The following is a 15,363-nucleotide window of genomic DNA, read 5'->3' on the forward strand; positions in this document are numbered from 1 at the left end:
GTAAAACATACTAATCACCTTAAACGCCTGATAAAAAACTCGTTCCTGTCGCAAAATAATTTATTGTTTTCTCAAAATAAGGTCTGATTGCAGTCCCAAATTGGGCGGAAAATCCCATAGAACCTCACGAATGACAGTGAAAAAGCAGGATAATAGTAGAATGATAGAACTCTACAAACTCATTTAGTATCCGAAAAAAGACAAAAGGAAGAGTAAAGACTCGTTGCCAAACTGAAATCTCAATTTTTATACACAATAGATATATTTTTTAGTTTAATGAACTCCCAATTTGAATTTATTGAGTACTTTTGGCATTCGTATCTGAGTAAAACAAATGCCCCAAATTTATAATTCAATAGAAATCAGGCAAATGTTGTGATAAAAAGAGAGATTGAAATTGAACGCAATAAAATTGCAGTTAATAAATGAGTATTAATTCCTTTTTTCATCGAACTTACGATCTACCTAAAGAAATAAATCAAGCTTGTATATAATGTCTATACCTCCAAAATTACAACCTATAATATATGGCGTAGTCGTGTTTGTGATATTTGCTACATTATCAGTAATATTGAAAATAGTAACAAAACACCAATCAACGGACGCAGATTATTTTGGCATACTCACGAATAAAGATCTTCTGATGGGAGTCGTTGTTGCTGTGATAGTAACTTTATCGCACGAGAAGAAAAAGAAATTAAAATAAGCATGTCTGAAATTATAAACTATATATTACAGTTTTTATTGGGAGAGAATGTATCCCAGGAAATTATTTCACAGATCGGTTATACTGCCGACCGTGCTGAATTCCATAAATATAAACTCGTAATTGTCCCATCTACATTTTTTGATGTGAATATATACGGTACAACCGATTCTTTACCAAGTTTGCCGTTGAAAATATGGGAAGAAGCTCCAATATTATTTGGCTTACCTGAAACAGAATTGATTGGCAACACTCAGATACTATATGCCGATTTGATTGCCAGCACATACTTTCTTATCAGCCGATACGAAGAAATGGTTCAATGCGACAAACGGGATTCGCATGGGCGATTTCCGGGGAAAATCTCTTTACCCTATCGCTCAGGCCTTATTGACTCACCACTTGTAGACGAATATGGTAAATTGCTGCGTTCTCAGCTACAAAACATCGGAATCGAAATTCCTGATATGCCGAAAAAGATTCGGAAAATTTACCTGACTCACGATGTTGACCAATTATCACATTATAGAAATTTCAGAGGTTTTCTGGGAGGACTTCTTCGGGGGATTAAGCGTCCGAAAGAGGGTAATAAAGCTATAAAAAGCTACTTTGGCGGACTAAAAAACGACCCGTGGTTTACATCACCGTGGCTATTTAGGCTCGACAATTCCGTAAGGCAAGGTATTGGTTCTGACCGGTGCGAGCCAATTGTATTTGTAAAAGTAGGAGGTGGATCGCACAAAGAGGACAAACCTTTTATAACACATCATATACAAGATTTTCAATCCTTGGTGATGCTCTGCAAGAAGAAGAACATTACTTTCGGATTACATTCGAGCTATGAAGCCGGTATCAAGCCCAATTTAATAGCCGATGAGAAAAAGCATCTGGAAAAATTATCAAAAAAAACGATTACTTACAACAGGCATCATTATCTTGACTCACGCGAGCCGGAAGATATGCAAGCATTAATAGATGCCGGTATTACTGATGATTTTACAATGGGCTATGCTGATGTTGCCGGATTCAGGCTCGGAACATGCAGACCCGTAAAATGGATTAATCCTAAAACCAAAGAACTGACAACGCTTACGTTGCACCCACTAACCATCATGGATAGTAGCCTGAGCGATAAGCGTTATATGTATATGAATGCGCACGAAGCCTACGAATACTGTATCCGACTGATAAATATGGTGGAAAGCTGGAATGGCGAATTGGTTCTGCTTTGGCATAATACCTCAGTAGAAGATAATCCGCAATTATATCACCGAAAACTATATCAGGACATCATCAACTATTTGAAGACAAAATGATATGCAAAAAACGGCTGTTGTCTGCGTTACAAATGACCTGAGTACCGACCAACGGGTACACAAAACCTGCATGACACTTCAAAAATGCGGGTATTGGGTGATTGAAACAGGACGACTACTGCCTGACAGCCTGCCTCTTGAGAGACCTTATTTCACATTGCGACGAAAGCTGTGGTTTAGAAAAGGACCACAATTTTACGCGGAGTTCAACATCCGTTTGTTTCTATATTTAATGACAAAAAACGTTGATTTGATTTTTTCCAATGATTTGGATACACTCCCGGCTGCTTACCTCGCAGCTAAACTCCGCAATATCAGATTAATTTACGATACACATGAGTACTTTACTGAAACACCCGAACTGGCTCATCGCCCTCTGGTGCAATCAATCTGGAAAAAGATTGAAGATCGCATATTCCCTAAATTGAAAGATATTATTACGGTAAATGATTCCATTGCAAAACTTTATAGTGAAAAGTATAATAAAACGATACATGTAAGCCGGAATATTCCACCTACTTACAGCCCCGCTCACCTTAAAACGCGAAAAGATCTTGGCTTGCCTGAAAACAAACATATACTTATTTTGCAGGGGACAGGAATAAACGTTCAGCGCGGAGCCGAAGAAGCCGTGCTGGCAATGCAATATCTGGAGAATGCCGTATTATTGATAGTGGGTAGCGGAGATGTTTTCCCAAAACTCAAAGCTCTGACAGAAGAAAACAGTTTACAGAACAAAATCATCTTCAAAGCTAAAATGCCTTTCGAAGAATTACGCCAATATACCATGAATAGTGACTTAGGACTGGCTATTGACAAGGATACCAACCTGAATTATCGTTTTTCTTTGCCTAATAAATTGTTCGACTATATTCACTCCGGCATTCCTGTCCTTTCGTCCGGACTAGTAGAACTTAAGCAGATTATTGACAAATATGATATCGGCTTCTATATACAAAACCACGATCCGAAACATATTGCGACTGTCATTGAAAATGCTTTCAGCGACCAAACAAGATACAATATAGTAAAGCAAAATACAGCAAAAGCCAAAGAAGAACTTTGTTGGGAAAAAGAGGAGAAAGTACTTATATCAGTGATTAATCAACAGTGAACAGTTATCAGTGAAACAAATGATTTCTATTTTAATCCCTACATATAATTATAACATCACCCGTTTGGTGGCAGAGCTTCACCGACAGGCATTGGATACGTATGTGGATTTTGAAATTATAGTTATTGAAGATGGTTCTACGCCATTTCTTGAAGAAAACAAAACGGTAAATAACTTTGAATTTTGCAGACATATTATATTGTCTGAAAATATTGGTCGTTCTGCAGTCCGAAATAAGCTGGCTGATGAGGCTAAATACGAGCATTTGTTATTTCTGGATTGCGATGCAGAAGTTTGCTCGGAACATTTTGTAGAAAAGTATATTTCTTTTTGTAAAGAAAAATGTGTGGTGATAGGCGGAACAGCTTATGAACCGAATGAAAATAATCCGCAATTCAGTCTGCGCCTGGCATACGGCCGCCAGCGTGAAGCCCGCAATGCTACCGAACGGGACAGGAATAACTTTTCAACCTTCAATTTTCTGATTTCAAAATCGATTTTCGATACTGTCCGATTTGACGAGAACATACATGGATACGGACACGAAGACATGGTTTTCGGACATCAGATACACTTACTTGGGTACGACTATATTCAGATAGAGAATCCAATCATCCACAAAGGACTGGATGACAACGACACTTTCCTTATCAAAACGAGAGAAGCAACCCTTAATCTGTATAAACTATACAAAACCGGACGTTATCCGTTTCTGACTGAAGAGTCGAAACTGTTACATAGCTTTGTACGTATTTGTAAGTTGGGCCTGACTCGATTATTTGCTTATAGTTTCGATCAGCTGCAATCTGTTTTGGAGCATAAGCTATGTAGCTCCTCTCCTTCTCTCCGCCTCTACGATTTGTACAAACTACTTTTCTTGTGCAAAACGTCGATAGAAAAATGACAAGTTGTCAGCGAACAGAAAACTTTTCTTGTTATAAACGGTTATTTCTGTCAAAAAGGACACAAACGAGCTTTGGCACAAAATTCGCAAAAGGATTAAACACAGCTCGAAGAAATCGGCTGTACTATTCATAAACTTTATTTTATAATCAACTTATTAAAAGATTAATAAACATGACTATTAAACCATTAGCCGACCGTGTGTTGGTAAAACCTGCACCGGCAGAAGAAAAAACAATCAGTGGAATCATCATTCCCGATTCAGCCAAAGAAAAACCGTTGAAAGGTGAAGTGTTAGCCGTTGGTAACGGAACAAAAGATGAAGAAATGGTCGTTGCCGTTGGCAATACCGTACTGTACGGCAAATATGCCGGAACAGAACTGGAATGGGAAGGTGAGAAATACTTGATTATGAAACAATCGGATATTTTGGCGATAATTTAAGAACCCCTAACCCCTAAAGGGGAATTAAATTAGTACGGTCTCTTACATATTATTAAAAACTTTATAACAAACAACGGTAATCCAGTCCCCCTTTAGGGGTTAGGGGTTATCTTTAAAAAAGGAATATACAATGTCTAAAGAAATTTTATTTAATCTTGATGCTCGCGACCAATTGAAAAAAGGGGTTGACGAGTTGGCTAATGCCGTAAAAGTAACGCTTGGACCAAAGGGTCGTAACGTAATTATCGAGAAAAAATTCGGTGCACCACACATTACCAAAGATGGTGTAACAGTGGCAAAAGAAATTGAACTGGAAGATGCATTTCAGAACCTGGGAGCACAACTTGTAAAAGAAGTGGCTTCGAAAACCGGCGACGATGCAGGTGATGGTACTACCACTGCAACCGTTCTGGCACAGTCTATCGTAAGCGTTGGAATGAAAAACGTGGCTGCCGGTGCAAATCCAATGGATTTGAAACGTGGTATTGACAAAGCTGTTGATGCAGTGGTAAAAAGCATTGCTGCGCAAGCTAAAGTAGTGGGCGAAAACTACGATCAGATTGAGCAGGTGGCTTCTATTTCGGCTAATAATGATGCCGTAATTGGTAAGCTGATTGCTGATGCTATGCGCAAAGTTTCTAAAGACGGTGTAATCACTATCGAAGAAGCAAAAGGTACCGACACCAACATTGATGTGGTAGAAGGTATGCAATTCGACCGTGGATATATTTCGCCATATTTCATTACCAATACAGAAAAAATGGAAGTGGAAATGGATAAACCATACATCCTTATCCACGATAAAAAAATATCGAACCTCAAAGAATTGCTTCCTATCCTGGAACCTGCTGTTCAGTCGGGTCGTCCGTTGTTGATTATTGCCGAAGATGTGGATAGCGATGCGTTGACTACATTGGTAGTGAACCGTCTGCGTGCTCAGTTGAAGATATGTGCTGTGAAAGCTCCGGGCTTTGGCGACCGTCGTAAAGAAATGCTTGAAGACATTGCCGTACTGACTGGTGGTGTTGTTATTTCGGAAGAAAAGGGCATTAAACTGGAACAAGCTACCCTCGAAATGCTTGGAACTGCCGACAAAGTAACCGTAAACAAAGACAATACAGTTATTGTAAACGGTGCAGGTGCAAAAGATTCTATCGCTAACCGTGTGGCTCAAATTAAAGCACAGATTGCTTCTACTACTTCGGACTACGACCGCGAAAAACTACAGGAACGTTTGGCTAAACTGGCTGGTGGTGTTGCTGTACTTTATGTAGGTGCTGCTTCGGAAGTAGAAATGAAAGAGAAAAAAGACCGCGTAGACGATGCACTTTGTGCAACCCGTGCAGCTATCGAAGAAGGTATTGTTCCCGGTGGTGGCGTGGCTTATATCCGTGCTATCGATTCGTTGAGCAACATCAAAGCTGCAAACGATGACGAGCAAACCGGTATCGAAATCATTAAACGTGCTATCGAAGAACCATTGCGTCAGATTGTATTCAACGCAGGTAAAGAAGGTGCAGTAGTAGTTCAGAAAGTGCGCGAAGGCAAAGACGACTTCGGTTATAACGCCCGCACCGATGTGTATGAAAACTTCTATGCAGCAGGTGTGGTTGATCCGGCTAAAGTATGCCGTGTGGCGTTGGAAAATGCTGCTTCTATCGCAGGTATGTTCCTGACTACAGAGTGTGTAATCACCGAAAAGAAAGAAGATAACCCTGCTCCACAAATGCCTATGGGCGGTGGAATGGGTGGAATGATGTAAAATAATTCAGTGATCAGTTATCAGTAAACAGTGATTAATCTTAGATTTTGTTTATTGATAACTGAACACTTTATCACTGATAACTGTTTACTGATAACTGTAAAAGAACTATCTTCCTGCAGGCGCAACCCTGTGGATACTATATATAAGCCAAACCCCTTGTCGCTCGAGAGTGACAAGGGGTTTTTAATTTATTATTAATCCTTTTTTCAACTGTTTACAGGGATTTTCGACCGCTATCAGAGTTGCAACAATATAAACGCTATGAATGAAATTACTTTCTAATTCTTTGATTTATCATCCATAAAACCAAGCGGCAATACTCGGTAAATGTTTCAAATTATGATCAATCTTTAATCCCAAAGTCAAATACTTTTCCACCTGTTCCTGTTGATGTTGTTGAGTTTCCTGCTGACATGAAACAATATTCACCAGGCTCAAGAGAATCCTTTGGAGTTACTTTATATACTCCTGATTTTAGTTTTTCAACATCGAAACGAATTCTCAGCTTATCATCAACTCCCATTGATACTCCAGAATAAGCGTTCACTGAACCTATAACAAATTCCCGATTTTTTTTCTTTACATCCAACTTCACCAATATAAACTCGTTGGGACTAGATGAAGAAGAAAACCAAGAAGATGTTGCATCATTTAAACTTTGCCCTTTTTCAAAGTAAAAATAAAATACCGGTTTGGCCTCAAAAATTTGCAGGCGCGCCATAGAGCCATCCAGAGTTGATTTAAATTTGGTTTTTGCAATTCCGTAGGTAAGCTGCGTCATGATTCCGCTCCCCATTTTTGTCTGCGAACAAACTGTAGGTTCTACTGGTTTCATTTCAGTTTTGCCGTCGTTGACCATTAAGTAATAAAGGCCTGATTCATGAGTTGCATTTGGATCATTTATATCTCCGGTAACATTTTCCTTATTACCAGAGGCATCTACCATAGCACTTGCAATTTCATCCGGAATTTTATCATCTTTCATCTTGATTAAAGTAGCAATCGAAACATCAAAATTTGTCTTAGATGTTTTAATCTTACTAATGATAATCGATGGAGATAATCCTTTCTGACAAAGCGAATATATCGAAGCATTAGTCAATACTTCGTCATTTGTCTGTCCATAAACTGTTACGGTAAACAGTAAAGCTAAAATGCAAAATAGTTTGTTCATAAATGTGTTCTGTTTTTTTTCGCCTACTCTCCAGCTTTTCGGCTTTCGCTCCCAACTCTGTTATGGATTTTCGGGTTGCTCCGTTTGTATCATTAACTATCAAAAGCGCTCAAATGAGCTACATGCAGTTTGATAATTAAGGTCTTTATTTTCTTAAGATTCAAACAATAATCGTGCAACAAATATAAAGTATTTACCTTAAAAACAAACAATGTTGCCAAAATTATTTTTATTTTTTTTTCGTAAAACTGGTAAAATGCAGGATTGGTGGGGATTAATAGGGATTCTTCAACTGATGACAAGGTTTTCAACCACTGTCAGGGTTGCATATCAAATTAAACTCTTACCATGCCCCTATTTCATCCAAAAACAAGACGCCACATTCAGCATTTTCCAATTTATCGGGTGGACAATAATTAGCATTTCGGAGTTGAACCTTCAGGTAACGCACCTCGGTAGGCGTGAATGTAAACACGGGACGTACGATAACTTTATCGGGAGATGTAGGTGGAGTAAAATGTTTCTCAGCCAGCAGACGGTAGTTCACACCATCCGTCGAACCGTACAATTTTATTTCTGGCGAAATTTGCGCACACATAGCCGGAGCATTCAACATTCCCACACTGAAATGCTCAATTTTTAGAGCAGACTGCATATCCACCACCAGCTCAACATCCCTGCCCTTACCAAAACCTACCCACTGAGCATAAACTTTGTCGTTGCCCGGCACACCATCGGTCAATGCTCGTGAATTTCCGCCGTCGTACCATCCGCCTTGTTGGTTTTGCGTATAAGCCAGTCCGGTTAATTTACTCAACTGATAAGATTTTGTAATCGTTCTCCCCCGTTGTTTTCCGCCAATAAATGCCTTAGCTGCAACTTCAGCCGATTCTGACAAGATAAACGGAGCTTTATATACGGTGGTTTTGCCATTAATAATATAATGAATCCGAGCATTGGGACAATCGCACGAAAGCGAGATTTGCAATTTCTTATCGGCTGTAACGGCAGATTGAAACTGGACCTCATAGAAAGACTTCGAAGCTTTGATACCCAACTGTTCATAACGATTAAACTCCGACGGCATACGGTTTCTGAACGATTCCCAATTTCGGGTTGCTTTATCGCTCCATACCACCTCCGCCATGGCCGAAAGACGAGGAAACACCATATATTCAACACTTTCAGCCGTCGGCATATACTCCGTCCACACATTGGCCTGTGCACCCAGCACATGCTTTGCCTCGTCGGCAGTAAGTTCAGTAGGTATCGGTTCATATTCGTATACCATTTTCAGGGGTAAAAAGCCGCCGATAGTGGTTGGCTCGTTCAGCGGTTCGGCCTGGTATTTATCGAAATAACAATATGTTCCGGGAGTCATAATCACATCGTTGCCGGCTTTAGCAGCAGTTATACCACCCTGCGTACCCCGCCAGGACATCACCGTAGCATTAGGATCCAATCCACCATCCAATATCTCATCCCAACCAATCATTTTCCGACCCTTGGAATTTAAAAACCGCTCTATCCGGTGTACGAAATAGCTCTGTAGCCCGTTTTCATCTTTCAGATTCAGATTTTTTATCATTGCCTGACAATCCGGACAGGTTTTCCAACGGTCTTTCGGGCATTCATCACCACCAATATGAATATATGTGCTTGGGAAAATAGCCATAATCTCGGTCAATACATCCTCCAGAAATTTGAATGTGGTATCGCGCGGACAATATACCTCCTTGAAAACACCCCATTTAGTTGCCACTTTCACCGACGAATCCTGCTTGCACGACAAATACGGATAAGCCGCAATAGCCGCCTGTGCATGCCCCGGAAGTTCTATTTCGGGAATCACCGTAATAAACCGCTCTTTGGCATAAGCCACTATTTCGCGTGCTTCGGCTTGCGTATAAAATCCACCGTAGGGTTTACCATCGTACGCCTGAGGTAGCCGGTCGTAGTAATAGCCCACCAGCGTTTCAGCACGCTTCGAACCAACTTCCGTCAGACGCGGATATTTCTTTATCTCAATGCGCCAACCCTGATCTTCGGTAAGATGCCAGTGAAAAGTATTGAATTTATGAATGGCCATAGCATCAATATACTTTTTGATAAACGCTATCGGAAAGAAATGACGACAAACATCCAAATGCAACCCCCTGTAAGCAAAACGTGGCGAGTCCTTAATCTCCACCGCACGGGCCGACCATTTTTTACCTGCTACCAACTTCTTTCCATAGATTGCTTCAGGCAAAAGTTGATACAAAGTATGCAAACCATAGAAGAAACCGTTAGCTGCTGATGCTTTTATACTGATTGCATTTGCCGAAATACTCAAGCGATAAGCTTCAGCATTTTCAAGATTCACCTCCGGCTGAAATATCACAGCATTGTTGGTTTTCCGATTAGCGTTAGCAATGTCCGCCATGGCTAATTTTATGCCCGAAACCACCTCAAAGTGCGCTGAAAACTGCCGTGCCAGCCTCAACACCTCCGGCTTATTAAACGGGCAATAAACAGTGGTTCGTTTATTAAAAGTAAATGAACCGGATTGGGGAATTAATGTTTGAGGATAAGGAATAATGTTGTATTCGCCTGCCAAAAGCAAACTAAATGAGTTACAACCCACAAGCACACAAACTCCCATCAAACGGCGTCGAAAAAAAGTTGAAAGTTTTATCATTATCTTTAAAATATTTTGATTTTAAGCCTTACAAATATAGAGTTTTTTAAGCAATTACTGCTGCTTTTTCAATCAGAAAACCTGATAAATATTCATTTTAGGATTCGTTTGAATACTAAAAAAAGCTAAGACCAAAATTCTATCCAACTATTTATCAACCATATAAAAAAACGGCTCCCGGCACTGTCAAAAAATAATAAGACGAAATACGAAGGAAAAAAAATAATTCCTTACCTTAGTAGCCTGAAAACTAACAAAAAGACTATATGCTTATAATTGGAATTGCGGGTGGAACAGGTTCAGGAAAATCAACCGTTGTACGCAAAATTTTAGAACGGCTGCCACAAGGCGAAGTGGTAATTCTTCCTCAGGATTCATATTATCGCGACAGTAGCCATTTACCGCTCGAAGAAAGACTGGAAATAAACTTCGATCATCCCGATTCGATAGAATTTGAGCTTTTGGTGCAACACCTGAAAGAGTTGAAAAATGGTAAAGCGATAGAACAACCCATTTATTCGTACCTTACCTGCACACGCGCCACCGAAACCATTACGATACACCCGTGCCACGTCATCATTGTGGAGGGAATACTGGTACTAACCAACCCCGAACTGCGGGACATGATGGATTTGAAAGTATTTGTTGATGCCGATGCCGATGACCGACTAATACGCGTAATCAACAGAGACATTGTAGAGCGAGGCCGCTCTGTAAACAAAGTGATGGAACGCTACGAGTGCACCGTAAAACCTATGCATCTGCAATTCATAGAACCATCCAAGCGCTTTGCCGACTTAATTATCCCGCAGGGAGGAAACAACCATATTGCCATTGATATTCTAACAAAATATATACTGAGCAGACAATTAACTATTCATAATTGATTACTGCTCACTGATAACTGTTCACTGAAACGAAATCTTATGATGAAAAACGAACTACAAAAAATCATGTTTTTGGACATTGAAACTGTTCCTCAAACATCTGATTTTTCGGAATTGCCTGAAGATTTGGCTCATTTATGGGAAGAGAAATTCAATCTGATTCATAAGCGTATGCCCGAGAAGTATTCAGAAGAAACCACTGCGGCTGAAGGTTTCAATACCAGTGCGGGCATCTATTCAGAATTCGGCAAAATTGTGTGCATCTCCGTAGGATTTATCTTTTTTCAGGGCGAAACAATGCATTTCCGCACTAAGTCATTCTGCGGCGATGACGAAAAAGAGATTCTCACCGGGTTTACCGAACTGATTCATAAATTCTGTATCACCAAAGAACACACACTGTGTGGGCACAACATAAAAGAATTCGACATACCGTATATTTGCCGACGAATGCTTATAAACGGATTAAAATTACCATCAATCCTCAACATTTCAGGGAAAAAGCCTTGGGATATTACATTCATTGACACACTCGAATTGTGGAAATTTGGAGATTACAAAAACTACACCGCCCTGAAATTGCTCACGGCAGTTTTTGGCATCCCTACTCCTAAAGATGATATCGATGGAAGTCAGGTAGCAGGCGTTTATTACAAAGAAAAGAATGTAAACCGTATAGCACAATACTGCCAAAAAGATGTGGTTGCCACCGCTCAGGTTTTTCTCCGACTGAACGGATTGGAGCTTATCGACAACCAAAATATCCAGTTTATCTGAACCCTCTTTTTATGAAAAGAAGACTACCGATAATTCCATTAGTATTCTCTGTCTTTGTGTTCACCGGCTGTGGACATAAAAAGATGGTAGAATCATCGGTAGGTAATATTGTCGATCTGAAGGGGATAGTTGACTCGGATACGCTGAGAGTTGCTACCATGACCGGTTCTACTTCTTATTTTATGTATCGGGATGAACTGATGGGTTTTGATTACGAAATGGCCGAAAATCTGGCCGACTACCTGCACGTCAATATCAAAATAAGCGTTGCCCGGTCGGAAAAGGAGATGCTGGAATGGCTCGAGAACGGCAAAGTAGATTTGCTTGCCTACAACATGGTAGAAACAAAAGAGCTTAAGAATAAATTCAGTTTTGTTTTTCCACAACCGGACACTTACCAGGTTTTAGTGCAAAGTATCGGTGCCAATGCGCTTTCGGATGTTACCCAGCTCGAAGGAAAAGACGTGTACGTAAAAGCAAATAGCCCATTTCACAAGCGGCTTACGGCGCTAAACGAAGAAATTGGGGGGACGATTAACGTTATTCTGGCTCCGGACTCGCTCAATAACGACGACCTGATAGACATGGTGGCCGAAAATAAGATAAGTTACACACTGGCTTATAACAACCTGGCACAGCTTCACCGATCTTACAACCGAAAATTGGATTGCCACATGCCTGTGGGATTTAATCAGCGAAACGGCTGGCTGATCAACACCGGCTGTGTGAACCTGAGAAAAGCAATAGAAAAATGGCAACAATTACCCGAAACGGACCTTATGGTTTCGAACCTGCGGGGCAAATACCTTGATAAAAATCCTTTTCTTTCGCTTCGCAGGATAGAAATACCCAAAGGAAGCATATCACCTTTCGACCGCTTGTTTAAAAAATATGCCCCTGTTATAAACTGGGACTGGCGATTACTCGCCGCTGTGGCTTTTCATGAGTCGCGCTTCAACACTACCGAAGTTTCTTGGGCGGGTGCAGCCGGACTTATGCAACTTATGCCCCACACCGCTTCCAACTTCGGATTAAACAAGAATAATTGCTTTGACCCCGAAATGAATATCGAAGCCAGCGTACAGTATATAAAGAGTTTGAATCTATCATTTAGTCAGGTAAGCAATAAAGAAGAACGAATCAGGTTTATACTGGCTGCATACAACTCCGGTCCGGCGCATATACTTGATGCCATGGCACTGACAAAGAAATACGGCAAAAAACAACATACATGGTTTAACCACGTTGAGTATTTTCTTCTCAAAATGAGCGAATCGCAATTTTACCAAGATCCGGTGGTAAAATACGGTTACTTCAGAGGAAAAGAAACGGCAAAATACGTTCACAATACACTCGAAACCTATGAAAAATATCGCAAAAAAACAAACAACTAATCTTTTTCTTATTCTCAAATTACAATAATATTATGCCAAAAAGCGAAATAATTCTAATCAATATCTCAGGAGATGATAAACCGGGAGTAACAACAGCTGTTACAGAAATTTTAGGAAATTATAATGCCACCATTCTGGATATCGGTCAGGCTGATATACATCACACCTTGTCGTTGGGCATACTCTTCAAAATGTCCGACGATGCTCAATCGGGACATATACTGAAAGAAGTCCTGTTTAAATGCTCCGAACTAAATGTCAACGTGCGCTTTACGGCAATTTCTACCGAACGATATGATAATTGGGTATCAAGACAGGGACAAGACCGATATATCGTCACCATACTCGGCAAGGTAATAACCGCAAAACAATTATCAACCGTCACCAAAGCCGTTTCTGATCAAAATTTGAACATTGATGCTATCATTCGTCTTTCCGGGCGACCATCATTAGAAATCAACGAAGAAAATGCTACTCGCTCTTGCATAGAGCTTTCGGTCAGAGGCACGTTGCATGATAAGAACGCATTGTCATCGCAATTTATGCAGTACTCTGCCGAACTGGGAATAGATATTTCGTTTCAAAAAGATGATATGTTTCGCCGAAACCGACGTCTGATATGCTTCGACATGGACTCTACGCTAATTAAAACCGAAGTTATTGACGAACTGGCCGACCGGGCAGGAGTTGGAGAACAGGTACGAGCCATTACAGAATCGGCTATGCGTGGCGAAATAGACTTTAGCGAGAGTTTCAAGCAACGTGTGTCGCTGCTCAAAGGGCTAGACGAAAGTGTTATGAAAGAAATTGCCGACAATCTTCCCATCATGGATGGAGCTGAACGCCTGATTTCAATCTTGAAGAAAATAGGGTTTAAAGTGGCTATTTTGTCGGGCGGATTTACTTACTTCGGCAATTCGCTGAAAAAGAAATTTGATGTGGATTACGTATATGCCAACGAGCTCGAAATTCAGGATGGAAAGCTTACCGGAAATCATGTGGGTGACATTGTTGATGGAAAGCGTAAAGCTGAGTTACTCAAACTCATTGCTCAGGTTGAGAAAATTGAACTTGAACAGGTGATAGCCGTAGGCGATGGAGCCAACGATCTACCCATGCTTAACCTTGCCGGACTTGGTATTGCCTTCCATGCCAAACCAAAGGTAAAAGAAAACGCACAACAATCTATTTCCACTATTGGTTTGGACGGAGTTTTGTACTTTCTTGGTTTCAGAGATATTCATATCGATAACTAACAAACCTTCATTCAGAAAAAAAAAGATGAAAGCAATCGTGATTGGTGGAACGGGTATGGTTGGCAAGCAATTGCTTAAACAGCTGACAGAAAATGATACTTATTCTGAAATTATTTCGCTGGTGCGTCGACCCAGCAAGCTGTCACATGCCAAACTGAAAGAAGAAGTTATCGATTTCGATCGCCTCAACGATTATTCAGGATTAATCAACGCCGAGGTGCTTTTTTCAACCCTGGGGACAACCATTGCACAAGCTAAAACCAAAAAAGCTCAATTCAAAGTTGACTACACATACCAACTCACAGTAGCCGAAATTGCTGCTGCCAATGGTATTAGCAGCTATGTATTAGTCTCATCTGCAGGTGCAAGTTCATCGTCAGCGCTGTTTTACCCCAACATGAAAGGGAAATTAGACGATGCCGTTCGCAAACTTCCGTTCAAAGTCATCAGTATCCTACGCCCCGGTCAGCTCGATGGCATTCGAGAAGAAAAACGAGTTACAGAAAAAATATCACTGACTGTCATGTACTTTCTGAATCGATTTGGGATTCTGAAACGGTATAAGCCTATACAAGCTCACGAAGTTGCCCGAGCCATGATTAATGCTGCTGCACAAAAAGAATCTGCAATCTACACCCTGTCGGAAGTATTCGATTTGGCAAAATAGTTTCTGTCCTTACTGATAAATCTTCTGTTCTAACCCTACCACAGAAAAAAATCATTTTAAGCACTTACTAATTATAAGTTACAATCTTATAAAATGGCTTAAAAGCATCAAATTTTACTACATTTAAGTAGGATATTGAAATAAATAAGTCTATTTCCTGATATATAAGATTCAATATATACATTTTATTTACCTATAATACAGATATTTATAAAAATTACAGCCTTTTAAGAACAAATATTTATTCATCGTTGTTTCAATTTGAAATTAAACTTGTATT

At 40.2% G+C, this 15,363-nt stretch carries 12 protein-coding genes; 10 read left to right on the forward strand and 2 right to left on the reverse strand.

All coding sequences use genetic code 11. From position 1 onward, the window contains the following. Positions 1 to 708 precede the first annotated feature (708 nt). The 5 genes from vimE (at position 709) to groL (ending at position 6,245) form a co-directional block, all read left to right on the forward strand. Positions 709 to 2,022, forward strand: coding sequence for a UDP-2,3-diacetamido-2,3-dideoxy-alpha-D-glucuronate deacetylase VimE (gene vimE, locus PALPR_RS05945; protein WP_013444706.1), 1,314 nt, complete (start codon positions 709 to 711; stop codon positions 2,020 to 2,022). A gap of 1 nt (position 2,023) precedes the next feature. Continuing rightward, positions 2,024 to 3,136: a glycosyltransferase gene (locus PALPR_RS05950; RefSeq protein ID WP_013444707.1), complete on the forward strand. Its 1,113-nt coding sequence runs from the start codon at positions 2,024 to 2,026 to the stop codon at positions 3,134 to 3,136. Between the two features lie 19 nt (positions 3,137 to 3,155). Next, positions 3,156 to 4,040, forward strand: coding sequence for a glycosyltransferase family 2 protein (locus tag PALPR_RS05955; RefSeq protein ID WP_013444708.1), 885 nt, complete (start codon positions 3,156 to 3,158; stop codon positions 4,038 to 4,040). 173 nt (positions 4,041 to 4,213) lie between these two features. Further along, the gene (locus tag PALPR_RS05960) at positions 4,214 to 4,483 is read left to right on the forward strand and encodes a co-chaperone GroES (protein ID WP_013444710.1); all 270 of its coding nucleotides are present in this window, start codon (positions 4,214 to 4,216) and stop codon (positions 4,481 to 4,483) included. A gap of 130 nt (positions 4,484 to 4,613) precedes the next feature. After that, a complete protein-coding gene (gene groL / locus PALPR_RS05965; RefSeq protein WP_013444711.1) occupies positions 4,614 to 6,245 on the forward strand; it encodes a chaperonin GroEL in 1,632 nt (543 codons plus the stop codon). A gap of 346 nt (positions 6,246 to 6,591) precedes the next feature. Here groL and PALPR_RS05970 read toward each other — a convergent pair whose 3' ends face one another. Together PALPR_RS05970 and PALPR_RS05975 are read right to left on the reverse strand one after the other, a co-directional pair. Next, positions 6,592 to 7,422: a hypothetical protein gene (locus PALPR_RS05970; RefSeq protein ID WP_013444712.1), complete on the reverse strand. Its 831-nt coding sequence runs from the start codon at positions 7,420 to 7,422 to the stop codon at positions 6,592 to 6,594. Between the two features lie 343 nt (positions 7,423 to 7,765). Continuing rightward, positions 7,766 to 10,102 (reverse strand): glycoside hydrolase family 20 protein, encoded by a 2,337-nt coding sequence (locus tag PALPR_RS05975; protein ID WP_013444713.1) that lies wholly within the window; start codon positions 10,100 to 10,102, stop codon positions 7,766 to 7,768. 266 nt (positions 10,103 to 10,368) lie between these two features. On the opposite strand from PALPR_RS05975, the gene udk reads away from it, so the two are divergent. The 5 genes from udk to PALPR_RS06000 are packed head-to-tail and all read left to right on the forward strand — an operon-like array spanning position 10,369 to position 15,083. Further along, positions 10,369 to 10,989: a uridine kinase gene (gene udk, locus PALPR_RS05980; RefSeq protein ID WP_013444714.1), complete on the forward strand. Its 621-nt coding sequence runs from the start codon at positions 10,369 to 10,371 to the stop codon at positions 10,987 to 10,989. Positions 10,990 to 11,028: 39 nt separating this feature from the next. Continuing rightward, the gene (locus PALPR_RS05985; RefSeq protein ID WP_013444715.1) at positions 11,029 to 11,766 is read left to right on the forward strand and encodes a 3'-5' exonuclease; all 738 of its coding nucleotides are present in this window, start codon (positions 11,029 to 11,031) and stop codon (positions 11,764 to 11,766) included. 11 nt (positions 11,767 to 11,777) lie between these two features. Continuing rightward, positions 11,778 to 13,160 carry an MltF family protein gene (locus tag PALPR_RS05990; protein ID WP_083807185.1) on the forward strand — a complete coding sequence of 461 codons (1,383 nt, stop codon included), beginning with the start codon at positions 11,778 to 11,780 and terminating at the stop codon, positions 13,158 to 13,160. A 32-nt stretch (positions 13,161 to 13,192) separates the two neighbouring features. Next, entirely contained in the window at positions 13,193 to 14,416 is a 1,224-nt protein-coding gene (serB, locus tag PALPR_RS05995) for a phosphoserine phosphatase SerB (protein WP_013444717.1), read from the forward strand. Between the two features lie 25 nt (positions 14,417 to 14,441). Beyond that, the gene (locus tag PALPR_RS06000) at positions 14,442 to 15,083 is read left to right on the forward strand and encodes an NAD(P)H-binding protein (protein WP_013444718.1); all 642 of its coding nucleotides are present in this window, start codon (positions 14,442 to 14,444) and stop codon (positions 15,081 to 15,083) included. Positions 15,084 to 15,363 lie beyond the last annotated feature (280 nt).

This window comes from Paludibacter propionicigenes WB4 (assembly GCF_000183135.1).
Taxonomy (GTDB): domain Bacteria; phylum Bacteroidota; class Bacteroidia; order Bacteroidales; family Paludibacteraceae; genus Paludibacter; species Paludibacter propionicigenes.

What these genes read in the sequence shown, in the direction of transcription:
- vimE (WP_013444706.1), top strand. Translation starts at nt 709, where the DNA reads ATGTCTGAAATTATAAACTATATATTACAGTTTTTATTGGGAGAGAAT.
- PALPR_RS05950 (WP_013444707.1), top strand. Translation starts at nt 2,024, where the DNA reads ATGCAAAAAACGGCTGTTGTCTGCGTTACAAATGACCTGAGTACCGAC.
- PALPR_RS05955 (WP_013444708.1), top strand. Translation starts at nt 3,156, where the DNA reads ATGATTTCTATTTTAATCCCTACATATAATTATAACATCACCCGTTTG.
- PALPR_RS05960 (WP_013444710.1), top strand. Translation starts at nt 4,214, where the DNA reads ATGACTATTAAACCATTAGCCGACCGTGTGTTGGTAAAACCTGCACCG.
- groL (WP_013444711.1), top strand. Translation starts at nt 4,614, where the DNA reads ATGTCTAAAGAAATTTTATTTAATCTTGATGCTCGCGACCAATTGAAA.
- PALPR_RS05970 (WP_013444712.1), bottom strand. Translation starts at nt 7,422, where the DNA reads ATGAACAAACTATTTTGCATTTTAGCTTTACTGTTTACCGTAACAGTT.
- PALPR_RS05975 (WP_013444713.1), bottom strand. Translation starts at nt 10,102, where the DNA reads ATGATAAAACTTTCAACTTTTTTTCGACGCCGTTTGATGGGAGTTTGT.
- udk (WP_013444714.1), top strand. Translation starts at nt 10,369, where the DNA reads ATGCTTATAATTGGAATTGCGGGTGGAACAGGTTCAGGAAAATCAACC.
- PALPR_RS05985 (WP_013444715.1), top strand. Translation starts at nt 11,029, where the DNA reads ATGATGAAAAACGAACTACAAAAAATCATGTTTTTGGACATTGAAACT.
- PALPR_RS05990 (WP_083807185.1), top strand. Translation starts at nt 11,778, where the DNA reads ATGAAAAGAAGACTACCGATAATTCCATTAGTATTCTCTGTCTTTGTG.
- serB (WP_013444717.1), top strand. Translation starts at nt 13,193, where the DNA reads ATGCCAAAAAGCGAAATAATTCTAATCAATATCTCAGGAGATGATAAA.
- PALPR_RS06000 (WP_013444718.1), top strand. Translation starts at nt 14,442, where the DNA reads ATGAAAGCAATCGTGATTGGTGGAACGGGTATGGTTGGCAAGCAATTG.